Raw genomic sequence first — 11652 nt, forward strand, 5'->3', positions numbered from 1 at the left:
TTATCTCCAAAAAGAGAAACGGCGCCCGCGACCAGGCACCGTGAAAAAGCCGTCTTTCGACGGCGACGAATTCCCGATCAGAAGTTGTTGTTCTGCTCGGAGAAGAGAGAGGTGACCGACTCGCCGTCAGAGATGCGGCGGATGGTCTCGGCGAACAGGAAGGCCACCGACAGCTGGCGGATCTTCTTGCATGCCTTGGCCGCGTCGGTCAGCGGAATGGTGTTGGTGATGACGACCTCGTCCAGCTGCGAGCCGGCGATGCGCTCGATCGCCGGGCCCGACAGGATGGGGTGGGTGCAGTAGGCGAAGACGCTCTTGGCGCCGCGCGCCTTCAGCACCTCGGCCGCCTTCACGAGGGTGCCGGCGGTGTCGATCATGTCGTCCATGATCACGCAGTTGCGGCCTTCGATCTCGCCGATGACATGCATCACCTCGGACACGTTGGCGGCCGGGCGGCGCTTGTCGATGATGGCCAGGTCGCAGCCCAGCTGCTTGGCCAGGGCGCGGGCGCGCACGACGCCGCCGACGTCCGGCGACACGACGACCAGTTCGCTGTAGTTGCGGGCCTTCAGGTCCGACAGCAGCACGGGCGAGGCGTAGATATTGTCGACCGGAATGTCGAAGAAGCCCTGGATCTGGTCGGCGTGCAGGTCCATCGTCAGCACGCGCTCGACGCCGACGGTTTCCAGCAGGTTGGCGACGACCTTGGCCGAGATGGGCACGCGGGTGGAGCGCGGGCGGCGGTCCTGGCGGGCATAGCCGAAGTAGGGAATCACGGCGGTGATGCGGCGGGCGCTGGCGCGCTTTAGCGCGTCCACCATGATCAGCAGCTCCATCAGGTTCTCGTTCGTCGGCGCGCAGGTGGGCTGCACGACGAAGACGTCGCGGGCGCGTACGTTCTGCTGGATCTCGACGGTGACTTCACCGTCCGAGAAGCGGCCGACGACCGCCTTGCCCAGCTCGAGGCCGAGATGGGTTGCGATTTCCTGGGAGAGAACCGGGTTCGCATTGCCGGTGAAGAGAACCGTGTTGAGCAGCACTGGGAGCCTCTGGGGTATCAGTGGCTCGCTGAGCGCCGAGCCGGTTCAGCGAAAAACAGAAATTTGGCAGGGGAGGAAGGACTCGAACCCTCGCATGTCGGAATCAAAATCCGATGCCTTGACCAACTTGGCGACTCCCCTACACAGGACACAGCAGAGCTGCTGCACCCTACAACCTTGATCAGTCAGCCCAGCCCGCGAGCGGGTGTTGAGCCAGACTGCGGCAGATTCGACCGGTCCATCCTGAAGGCCTGGCCTTCAGCAATGTCGCCAGGGACTGGTCGTCCTTGCCATCTTTTCCGTCCACGGCGAGTCGCGCAAAGACCGCTGCACCTGAACCCGTCATCCGGGCGTTGCCGAACACTTCGGACAACTGATGCAACGCTTCTCGCACTTCACCGCTGATTTCTAAGGCTGCCGGCTGGAGGTCGTTGCGACCAAAGCCATTTACCAAGTCTTCAGCAGTTCTTGCCGTGGCAGGAAAGCCCGCGACTATAGCCAAGTTTTCAGACCTTGCCAAGAGTTCGCTCGAAAAGATGTCCTTGGTCGCCAGTCCGGCCGGCCCCTTGATGACGGCGAAGCGTTGCTCGGGCAGAGCGAGAGGGTGCAGGATCTCGCCGATGCCCTCGACGAATGCCGGCTCGCCCCCGAGGAAGAAGGGCACGTCCGCGCCGAGCCTGAGGCCCAGCTCCATCAGCCGCTCCAGTGGTAGGCGCAGATCCCATAGCCGGTTCAGCGCCAGCAGTGTCGTGGCTGCGTCCGACGAGCCGCCGCCCATGCCGGCGCCGGCAGGCAGGCGCTTTTCGAGGTGGATGTCGGCGCCCAGCGTGCAACCTGCCTCGGCCTGCAGCAGCCGGGCTGCGCGCAGGCACAGGTCGTCGGCGGGCAGGTCCCCGCCCAGCACGTCGTGCCGGGCCAGCCGGCCATCGGCGCGGGTCTCGACATGCAGGGTGTCTGCCCAGTCGATCAGCACGAAGACCGACTGCAGCAGGTGGTAGCCGTCGGCGCGTTTGCCGACGACGTGCAAGAAGAGGTTCAGCTTGGCCGGTGCGGCCAGGTCATGGATTGCCTTCATCGCCTCCATCCAGCTTGGCGCGCAGCGTGACGACCGGGTCGGCCAGTCGCGTGGCGACGAGGGCGGGCAGCCTGGGCTCGATGCGCCAGCCGAGCTGCTCGAAGCCGCTGGCCGTCTTCCGGTGCGGAGCGGCCGGCCAGGGGCGGGCATTGAGCCAGTCGAACAGCGCAGCCACGGGTACGGGTTCGCCGAGCAACTCGCGGGTCAGCGCGTCGAGATCGTCGAAGCGGCGCTCGTCGCTGGGTGTCTGCAGCGTGACCAGGCCCGGCCGCCAGTTCGCGCGGGCCACCAGCGAGCCCAGCGGCGTGGTCAGCTCCAGCCGGCCGGCGTCGGGGCCGCCGAAGAGTTCGAAGCTGGCCGCGCCGCCGGTGCCGCGATTGTGGACGTCTCCGGCCACCGTGACGCTGATGCGGCCGCTGAGCCGAGCTTCGTCGACGGATGGTGCAGCCTTCTGCAACTGCGCGCAGCCGACGAGGGCCAGCGCCAGTAAGAGAGCCGCGAGCCTCAAGGCTTGACCTTCAGGCGGTCCAGTGTCTCGCGCAGCGCCTCGTTGTCGGGGTCGCGCTGGGCGGCCTCGGCGAGCACGCGGCGCGCCTCGTCCTTGTCGCCGCTGGCCCAAAGCACCTCGCCGAGGTGGGCGGCGATCTCGGCGTCGGGTCGGCCGGTGTGGGCCTGGCGCAGCAGCTTGGCGGCTTCGGCCAGGTTGCCCAGGCGGAACTCGACCCAGCCCAGGCTGTCGACGATGAAGGGCTCGCCCGGCGCGAGCTTCAAGGCTTGTTCGATGAGCTGCTTGGCCTCGGGCAGTCGCAGGTTGCGTTCGGCCAGCGAATAGCCCAGCGCGTTGTAGGCATGGTGATAGTCGGGCTTGAGCTCGATGACCTTGCGCAGCAGCGACTCCATCTCGTCGAACTTGCCGATCTTCTCGGTCATCATGGCCTGCTCGTAGATCAGGTCCGGGTCGCCGCTGAAGCGGGCCGTTGCAGTCTTCAGCACGCCGAGCGAGGCGGCATAGTCGCGCCGGTCGCGCATCAGCTGGGCTTCGGCCAGCAGGGCGGCGCGGGCGTCTGTGTCGCTCGCGTCGGCAGCCGGTTGCAGCAGCTTGCGCCCCTCTGCCAGCTTGCCCTGCCTGGCCAGCAGGCCAGCGCGGCGGTAGCGCACATCGAGGGTGCTGCTGTCGAGCTTCTGCAGCGCCGCCTCGGCGGCCTTGAGGTCGCCGCGTTGTTCTGCGGCTTGGGACAGCATCAGCCAGGCCTGGCGACGGCCGTCAGCGCGCGCCTTGATCTCCGCGTCGGTGCCGGCGGCCGGCGTATCCAGGCGCTTCAGGCCTTCGCGCAGCGCCGTTTCAGCCGCGGCCGGGTGCTTGAGTTCCAGCTCGATGGCACCCAGCGCCAGCCAGGGTGCGGGGTTGTCGGGTGTGGCCTCGGTCAGCAGGCGGAATTCCCGTGCGGCCTCGGCCGGGCGCTGGGCCTGGATCAGCGCCCGGGCGTAGGCCTGGCGCAGCGCGTGCTGGTCGGGCTTGTGCTGCAGGCGTGCGGCGATCAGGCGCTCGGCCTGCGGCTCTGCGGGCATGAGGTCGACGGCGAGTTGCAGCGCATCGTCGCCGTCGGGTGCGAGCTGGTCGAGCTCGCGGGTCAGCGCCAGCGCGCGCGCGTTTTCGCCGGCGTTGATGGACAGGCGGGCCTCCGTGTAGAGGGCGGCCGGCCTGAGCGGTCCGGTCTGGGCCTGCAGTACCGGGCCGAGCGCGGCAAGCACGGACTTGGGATCGGGCGAGCGCTGGAACAGGCGCGGCAGCGCCAGCATGAAGCCGGGACGCTGCGGCGCGGGCGCAATGCGCAGCAGCATCGTCAGCGGCTGCGCCACCTCGGCCGGCCTGTTCATCAGGGACAGCAGCTGCACGACGCTCTGCAGTGCATCGGTCGACGTCGGCACGGTCTCCGCCCAGGCACGCGCGGCCAGCAGGGCCTGGTCGCCGGCCCGGGCCTGGATGGCGATGTTGACGACGCGCTTGAACAACTCCTCGTCGGCCGTGCGCCGCGCGGCGTCCAGCAGCACCTGGAAGGCGACGCCGGCCTGGCCGTTCTGCAGCTCCACCTCGCCGATCAACAGTTGATAGAACAGCGGCGCATCCATGGCCGAGTTCACCGGCGCTTCGGCGGGCGCGGTGGTGGCGGCATCGTCTTCCGCGTGGGCATGCAGGGCGACCGCCAGCAGGGCGGCGGCGATCACGCGACGGTGGGGCAGGGGCATTCGAACTCCGGAGGGCAGGGCCTGATTATGATTTCCGCCCCATGCCCGAGTTGCCCGAAGTCGAAGTCACGCGCCGCAGCTTTGCCGGTGCCATCCAGGGAGCCCGGGTGACCGGCCTGCGCCTGGGTAAACCGCTGCGCTGGCCCCTCGGCGTGGACCCCGAATCCCTGCTCGGCAGCCGCGTCGGCAGCGTGCAAAGAAGGGGTAAATATTTGTGGCTGCCCCTGGAGAGCTCGGGCGGCCTGCTGCTGCACCTGGGCATGTCGGGGTCGCTGGCCTTCCTCGACACGACGCCGGCGGCCGGTGCGCATGACCATTTCGACCTGCACACCGACCGCGGCCTGCTGCGGCTGACTGATCCGCGCCGCTTCGGCGCCGTCGTCTGGGCCGCGGCGCTGGAGGCCGAACCGGTGGCGACGCTGCTGGGCGGCCTGGGCCTGGAGCCCTTCGACGAGCGCTTCGACGGCCTGCACCTGCACGCGCGCCTGAGCGGCCGGCGCGTGGCCATCAAGCAGGCCCTGCTGGCCGGCGACATCGTCGTGGGCGCCGGCAACATCTACGCCTGCGAGGCACTGTTCATGGCCGGCATCGACCCGCGCCTGCCCGCGGGCAAGCTCAGCCGCCCGCGCGCCGACAGGCTGGCCGCCGCTGTGCGCCAGGTGCTCGGCCAGGCCCTGGAGGCCGGCGGCACCACACTGCGCGACTTCCGCGACGCCCATGGCGTGGCCGGCAGCTTCCAGATGCAGGCGCAGGTCTATGGACGCGAGGGCCAAGCCTGCCTGCGCTGCCGCGCGCCCGTCCGCCGCATCGTGCAGGGCCAGCGTTCCACCTTCTTCTGCCCCTCATGCCAGAAACGCTGATCCCTGACTTCGGCAAGACCATCGTCGCCTGGCAGCGCCGCCACGGGCGCAACACGCTGCCCTGGCAGAACACGCAGGACCCCTACCGCGTCTGGCTGTCGGAGGTCATGCTGCAGCAGACCCAGGTCACGACGGTGCTGGGCTACTACGAGCGCTTCCTGGCGCGCTGGCCCCGCGTCACCGACCTGGCTGCGGCCTCGCTGGACGAGGTGCTGGCGCAGTGGGCTGGCCTGGGCTACTACAGCCGCGCGCGCAATCTGCACGCCTGCGCCAAGGCCGTGGCCGAGCTGCATGGCGGTGAATTCCCGCCCACGGCTGCCGGCCTGCAGACCCTGCCCGGCATCGGCCGCTCCACGGCGGCGGCCATCGCGGCCTTTTGCTTCGGCGAGCGCGTGGCCATCCTGGACGGCAACGTCAAGCGCGTGCTCAGCCGCGTGCTGGCGTTCGACGGCGACCTGGCCAGCAGCGCCGCCGAGAAGCGGCTCTGGGACCGCGCCACCGAACTGCTGCCCGACCGCGACGTCGACCGATACACCCAGGGGCTGATGGACCTGGGGGCGAGCGTCTGCGCCACGCGTTCGCCGGACTGCCTGCTGTGCCCCGTGCAGCCGATGTGCCTTGGCCAGCAGGCGGGCGACCCGACGCGCTACCCGGTCAAGACGAAAAAGCTCAAGCGTGGCCGGCGCGAGAACTGGTGGCTGTGGCTGGAGAGGCCGGGCGAGGCCGGGGGCCAGGTCTTGCTGCAGCAGCGGCCGGCCACCGGCGTATGGGCCGGGCTGTGGACGCTGCCGATGTTCGACGACGAGGCCAGCGCCCGCGCGGCCCTGCCAGGCGCCCGGCTGGAGACGCTGCCGCGCATCCAGCATGCGCTGACGCATTTCGACTGGGTGCTGCACACGATGCGGGCCGAGGCGACCGAGGGAAATACGCCTGGCGGAACCTGGGTCGCGCGAGAGAAACTCGTCGGCTATGCGCTGCCGGCGCCGCTGAAAAAGTTGATCGAGGAAAGCTGAATGCAGGCACACATCAAGAACGGCATCGAGTATGCGGTGATCGCCCTGCTTGTGGCCGGGCTATGCCTGTGGCAGCTCGTCAGCAGCACCCAGGTCGGCGAGCCGCCGGCCGCCCAGCTTGCGCTCGCCGGGCTGGGCCTCGTCATCGCCGGCACCATGCACTGCGTCTTCATGATGCAACTGGTGCGCCGCACGGGCCGCAGCTTCTGGCCCTGGCTCATCGCCATCGTCGTCTTCATGCCGGTGGGCACCGCGGTATTGCTGGCCGTGCTGCTGAGCGAGTCGGACGCGGCGGAAAGCTGACACTGCGCACTTGAGCGCATTGCCTGGCCGGGTCGGAAAGGGCAAAGTCCCCAGAACAACTAGAGGGGATAGCCGTGGATGCCTTGAAGAATCTGCGTGTCGGTGCGCGCCTGGGCCTTGCCTTCGTCGTCCTGCTGGCGCTGATGCTGGCGATGTCGGGCGTGGGGGCGTTGTTGACCCGGTCCATCAACCACTACGCCGAGTACTACCCCGAAAACATCCTGCCTTCGCTGCGCATCATTCATCAGCTCGACGGTGCCGTCTCCGACTCGCGGCGGCTCGAACAGCAGCACATCCTCACCGACGACGACAAGCAGAAGAAAGATCTCGGAGCCCAGATCGCCAAGGCGCGGGACGATGTGCGCCAGCGCCTGAAGGACTACGAACTGCTGGCGGCCGATGACGAGGATCGCGCGCTGCTGAAGACGGTGCGCGAAGGTGCCGAGGCGTATTTCTCGGGACAGGAGAAAGTCCTCAAGGCTTCGGAGGAAAGCGCGGCTGACCCGACCCAGGGCACCGCGGCCCGCGAGATGAGCACCACGGCCGTGCGCAGCAGCTTCTTGCCGCTGCGCCAGAACCTGAACAAGTGGTGGGACTACAACGAGAAGCTCTCCGGCGCGACGACAGAGGCCGCCGAGGCCGCCTACCGCCGCGTGCTGTGGATCTTTGCGATCGCCTCCGTCGGGGCCCTCGTCATCGGCGTGCTGGCCGCCATCGCCATCACGCGTTCCATCACCGGCCCCGTGCAGCGCGCCTCCGCGGCCGTCAAGGCCGTCGCGGGCGGCGACCTGACCCAGCGCCTGCATAGCAGCTCGCGCGACGAGCTCGGCCAGCTGCTGACCATGCTGGACGAGATGACGCAGAACCTCGCGCGCATGGTGTCCGGCGTGCGCCAGGGCTGCGACCAGCTCAACGTCGCCGCCGCCGAAATCGCGCAGGGCAATGCCGACCTCTCGGCGCGCACCGAGAGCCAGGCCTCCAGCCTGGAGCAGACGGCTGCGTCGGTCGAGCAGATGGCCGCCCAGATCAGGGCCAATGCAGACAACGCGCGCCAGGCCGACCAGCTCGCCAACCATGCCTCCGAGGTGGCCGGCGCAGGCGGCGCAGCGGTGGGCGAGGTCGTCACGACCATGGACGCCATCTCGGCGTCCAGCCGCAAGATCTCCGACATCATCGGCACCATCGACGGCATCGCCTTTCAGACCAACATCCTGGCCCTGAACGCCGCGGTGGAAGCCGCGCGGGCCGGCGAGCAGGGGCGAGGCTTTGCCGTCGTGGCCGGTGAGGTGCGCCTGCTTGCGCACCGCAGCGCGGAGGCAGCCAAGGAGATCAAGAGCCTGATCGGCGACAGCGTCACCAAGGTGGAGGGTGGCAGCGCTCAGGTGCTGGCGGCGCGCGAAACCATCGGCCAGATGGTCAGCGAGGTGCGCAAGGTGACCGACCTCGTCGGCGAGATCACCGTGTCCAGCCGCGAGCAGAGCGAGGGCGTCGGGCAGATCAACGCTGCCGTCAGCCAGCTCGACCAGGCCACCCAGCAGAACGCCGCGCTGGTGGAGCAGACGGCCGCTGCGGCCGAGAGCATGCGCATGCAGACGACCAGGTTGACGGAAGCCGTGGCAGCCTTCCGCGTCGATTCGTCTGCCGCGCCCGCCGCGCCGCGCAGCGCGCCCAGGCTGGCGCCGCGGCCGGCCATGGCGCCCAAGGCTGCGGTGCCCAGGCCCGCGGTCAAGTCGGCGGCGGCCGCTGCGCCCCGTCCCGCGCCGGTGGTTGCGGCCCAGGCGCCCAGGCCGCCCGCTGCGCCCGCGCCCTCGGTGCCGTCGGGCGCCGCCGAGGGCGACTGGGAGACCTTCTAAAACAGGCTGGCGAGACGCTGCACCGCGTCCTCGGAATGGGCGCGGTCGGGCCGCAGGTCGTCGCTGCCGAAGTCATGCTCGCCCATGGCGGCCACGAGCAGGCCATCTCGCCGCGGCAGGGCCACGACGTTCCGGCCGCGGTAGATCACCGCGTAATCCACCTCCGGCTGGGGAACGAGGCGGGCCGTCTGGCCGCGCACCGGCGTCATGTCGGCGTCGGCCAGCAGCGTGCGCGCACCGTCGCCCATGCAGTTGACGATCAGCCTCTCGGGCAGTCGGGCGAAGTCGGGCGGCCGGTGGAACTCGCGCTGCACCAGTTCGCCGCCGTCGCGCGCGAAGTCGTCCAGCAGCAGGCGCTGGTAGGCCGGGATGTTGAAGACGAGCTGGGTGAAGCGGCGCGCGTGCGGCGTGCGGAAGGGGTGCTCGCCGGCCGCCAGCGCCTTGCCCTGCGGCCGCAGGTCGGCAATGCGCGAGGCCAGGTCGGGGTAGTCCGGCTCGCCGACATGGCCTGGCAGCGGCTGGCCGAAATCCTCGTCGGCGACGACGAAGCCGTCATGCCATTCGACCGGCCCCGAGGGCAGGCCGAGATAGCTCTGGTGCACCTTGAAGGAGGCCCTCGCCATCGCTTCCCAACCGGCCGCCCAGGCCTCGTCGGCATGCGCGCTCGTGACGATGCGCGAGTCCGGCGTCCACAGCCCCGTTGCGGCCGAGGAGTACACGCGCGGCGGCCTGTCCTTGGCGTAGAGGCGCACCTTGTAGCCGGCCTGCTGGGCGGTGCGCGCCGTCGTCAGGCCGATGGCGCCGCAGCCGATGACGGCGATGCGCTCGCCCGGCTTGGCACCACTGGCCTGTACCAGCGCCAGCGCCCGCTGCGCCGAGCCCCAGGACAGCGACCAGCCGCTGCCACCATGGCCGTAGTGATGGACCAGCGCCTTGCCGAAACGCCGCTCGGCCTCGATGCGCGGGCCTTGCGTGCGGAAGGGGCGGATGCCGACGGCGATATCGATGATGCGGTCGACGCTGATGCGCATCGCCGCAGGTGCTCGGGGCGGGGCGAAGTCCAGGGCCCGCGCTGGCAGGGCGAGCGCGGCGCTGCCTGCCACAAGCAGATGGCGGCGCTGCATGGTCAGGAGGCCTGGCGGGCCAGCGACTTGCGGATCAGCGCCGCGTCGCGCAGGCGCTGGGCCGAGCCGTCGGCGTCCAGCAGCACGACGGTGACCGGGCGCTTGCCGTTCAGGATGCGCATGGCCAGGCAACGGCCGGCCTCCTCGGTGTAGCCGGTCTTGGAGACGCGGATGTCCCAGCCCTTGGTGCCGACGAGGCGGTTGGTGTTGCGAATCTCGCGCGGCCGGCCGTCGACCGGCACCTGGGCCTTCTTGACGCTGGTGATGCGCTCGATCTCGCCGTAGCGCGCCGCGGCAGACGTGATGGCGGCCATCTCCGTCGCCGTCGACGTGTTGGCCGGCGACAGGCCGGTCGGGTCGGTGATGGCCGTGCGCTTCAGGCCTAGCGCGTGGATCTTGGCTTGCATGGCCTTGACGAAACCGGCCTCGCCGCCGGGGAAGGTGCGCGCCAGCGCGGCGGCCGCGCGGTTCTCGCTCTCCATCAGCGCCATCTCCAGTGCCGCCAGCCGGCTCATCTGCGTGCCGACGCGCACGCGCGAGCGGCTGTGCTTGAGAGTGTCGACGTCGTCGTTCGTGATGCGCAGCTTCTCGTTCGGGTCCAACCTGGCGTCCAGCACCACCATGGCTGTCAGCAGCTTGGTCAGCGAGGCGATGGGCACGACGGCATCGGCGTCGCGCGCCATCAGCACCTTGCCGGTCGCGTCGTCGATGACGACTACATGCTTGGCGTTCACCGGCAGGCGCAGCTGCTGGGCCGGCGCAGCCTCGGCAGGGGCGGCCACTGCCGGCGCGGGCGTGTCGGGCGGGGGCGGGGCGTCCTTGGTCCTGGCCTGCACGACGAAGCTGGTGGCGGCGATCAGCAGGGCCGGCAGGGCCAGCTTCCAGCCGGTGGCCCGGGGGCGGGGAGCGAGCAGGTGCTCGATGCGGGCGAGCAGGTCGCCGCCGCGGGCGGCCTGGGCGAGGGCAGGGGTCATGTGGGGTGGGTCCAGTTCTGAAAGGGCATGCAGGGCCAGGGCCAGACGGCGGGAATCGCCTAGCAGCTCGGCGGAGATCTCGTCGGCCACCAGCTCCCGCTCGGCACGCATGCGCGAGGACAGCCACCAGACGACGGGGTGGAAGAAGAGCAGGGCCTCGACGGCGCTCTGCAGCAGGTTGGCGAGGTAGTCCCAGCGCCGCACATGGGCCAGCTCATGGGCCAGCAGCGCTTCGAGCAGGTCCACCGGCAGGCGGCTCAGCAGCGCGGCCGGCAGCAGCACGCAGGGCCTGAGCAGGCCGAGCGCGATCGGGCCGGCGAGCCCGGGCAGCAGGCGCAGCGGCACGGCGCGCTTCAGGCCGAGGCGGCGGGCCAGGGCGTCCAGGCGGGTCTGCCACTCGGCCGGGGCCGGCGTGCTGCGCCGCCGTGCCCGGGCGATCCATGCCAGGCCAAGCGCCAGCCGGGTCAGCATCAGTGCCGTGCCCAGCGCCCAGGCCGTGACCAGGGCCGGCATCTGCTCGGCCAGAGGCGGAAGTTCGCCGATGAATTCGGCCTCGGCCGGTGCGAGGTCCAGGCATTGCGCCAGCGGCAGGCACAGGCACAGGCCCAGGCCTGCCGCGCAGACGACATAGCGCCAGCGCGCCGACGCGCCGCGCATCAGCGCCAGCAGCAGGGCGGCGGCGGCACCGACGACGGCCCCCTGCCAGACGAAGTTCACGAGGGCCCAGCCCCAGGCCATCACGGCAATATCCAGGCTCATGCTTCATCTCCGATCCTGCCTAGCAGCTGGCGGATCTCGGCGCGTTCCTTGGCGCTGACGTGGCTCTTCAGCGCGGCCAGCACCAGGGCCTTGCCAGAGCCGGCAAAGGCCTTGGCGATGAAGTCGCGAACGAGGGACTGCTGCAGCTTGTCCTGGGCCTGAAGTGGCGCGTAGAGGTGCGGGCGCTGGCGCTCGTCGCGGCTCAGCAGGCCCTTGCCGTGCATGACCTGCAACTGGCGCAGCACGGTGGCGTAGCTCGCGTCGGGGCGGTCGGGCAGCAGGGCTTCATGCACGGCCTTGGCGTCGGCCGGGCCGAGGCGCCACAGCACCTGAAGCAGGTCCAGCTCGGCAGCGGTCGGTTTGACGGTGGGTGTCGATGGCATAGATTCAGAATAATCGTTCTA

At 69.9% G+C, this 11652-nt stretch carries 11 protein-coding genes and 1 tRNA gene; 4 read left to right on the forward strand and 8 right to left on the reverse strand.

Annotated features, from left to right (window positions below):
* Nucleotides 1–77: 77 nt before the first annotated feature.
* The 5 genes from AC07VX_RS13785 to AC07VX_RS13805 form a co-directional block, all read right to left on the reverse strand.
* A complete protein-coding gene (locus tag AC07VX_RS13785; protein ID WP_493165293.1) occupies nt 78–1040 on the reverse strand; it encodes a ribose-phosphate pyrophosphokinase in 963 nt (320 codons plus the stop codon).
* 64 nt (nt 1041–1104) lie between these two features.
* Nucleotides 1105–1181: transfer RNA gene (locus AC07VX_RS13790), tRNA-Gln, on the reverse strand.
* 40 nt (nt 1182–1221) lie between these two features.
* Nucleotides 1222–2115, reverse strand: coding sequence for a 4-(cytidine 5'-diphospho)-2-C-methyl-D-erythritol kinase (locus AC07VX_RS13795; protein ID WP_493165294.1), 894 nt, complete (start codon nt 2113–2115; stop codon nt 1222–1224).
* Complete coding sequence (locus AC07VX_RS13800) at nt 2099–2623, reverse strand: outer membrane lipoprotein LolB (protein ID WP_493165295.1); 525 nt, start codon at nt 2621–2623, stop codon at nt 2099–2101. Before AC07VX_RS13800 ends, AC07VX_RS13795 begins: the two co-directional genes overlap by 17 nt.
* Nucleotides 2620–4362 (reverse strand): tetratricopeptide repeat protein, encoded by a 1743-nt coding sequence (locus AC07VX_RS13805; RefSeq protein WP_493165296.1) that lies wholly within the window; start codon nt 4360–4362, stop codon nt 2620–2622. The genes AC07VX_RS13800 and AC07VX_RS13805 overlap by 4 nt, the downstream gene beginning before the upstream one ends.
* Nucleotides 4363–4403: 41 nt before the next feature.
* On the opposite strand from AC07VX_RS13805, the gene mutM reads away from it, so the two are divergent.
* From mutM to AC07VX_RS13825, 4 genes are all read left to right on the forward strand, one after another.
* Nucleotides 4404–5222, forward strand: coding sequence for a bifunctional DNA-formamidopyrimidine glycosylase/DNA-(apurinic or apyrimidinic site) lyase (gene mutM, locus AC07VX_RS13810; protein ID WP_493165297.1), 819 nt, complete (start codon nt 4404–4406; stop codon nt 5220–5222).
* Complete coding sequence (gene mutY, locus AC07VX_RS13815) at nt 5207–6235, forward strand: A/G-specific adenine glycosylase (protein ID WP_493165298.1); 1029 nt, start codon at nt 5207–5209, stop codon at nt 6233–6235. The genes mutM and mutY overlap by 16 nt, the downstream gene beginning before the upstream one ends.
* Nucleotides 6236–6538: a hypothetical protein gene (locus tag AC07VX_RS13820; protein WP_493165299.1), complete on the forward strand. Its 303-nt coding sequence runs from the start codon at nt 6236–6238 to the stop codon at nt 6536–6538.
* Nucleotides 6539–6612: 74 nt separating this feature from the next.
* Complete coding sequence (locus AC07VX_RS13825; RefSeq protein ID WP_493165300.1) at nt 6613–8391, forward strand: methyl-accepting chemotaxis protein; 1779 nt, start codon at nt 6613–6615, stop codon at nt 8389–8391.
* Here AC07VX_RS13825 and AC07VX_RS13830 read toward each other — a convergent pair.
* Genes AC07VX_RS13830 through AC07VX_RS13840 form a run of 3 tightly spaced genes read right to left on the reverse strand, consistent with a single transcriptional unit; the run spans nt 8388 to nt 11631 of the window.
* Nucleotides 8388–9515, reverse strand: coding sequence for an FAD-dependent oxidoreductase (locus tag AC07VX_RS13830; protein ID WP_493165301.1), 1128 nt, complete (start codon nt 9513–9515; stop codon nt 8388–8390). The two genes, AC07VX_RS13825 and AC07VX_RS13830, sit on opposite strands and share 4 nt — an antisense overlap.
* Nucleotides 9516–9517: 2 nt before the next feature.
* Nucleotides 9518–11248: a M56 family metallopeptidase gene (locus AC07VX_RS13835; protein ID WP_493165302.1), complete on the reverse strand. Its 1731-nt coding sequence runs from the start codon at nt 11246–11248 to the stop codon at nt 9518–9520.
* On the reverse strand, nt 11245–11631 hold the full coding sequence (locus tag AC07VX_RS13840) for a BlaI/MecI/CopY family transcriptional regulator (RefSeq protein WP_493165303.1): 387 nt from the start codon (nt 11629–11631) through the stop codon (nt 11245–11247). The genes AC07VX_RS13835 and AC07VX_RS13840 overlap by 4 nt, the downstream gene beginning before the upstream one ends.
* Nucleotides 11632–11652 lie beyond the last annotated feature (21 nt).

The organism is Roseateles sp. GW821-FHT03B02, from assembly GCF_059421025.1.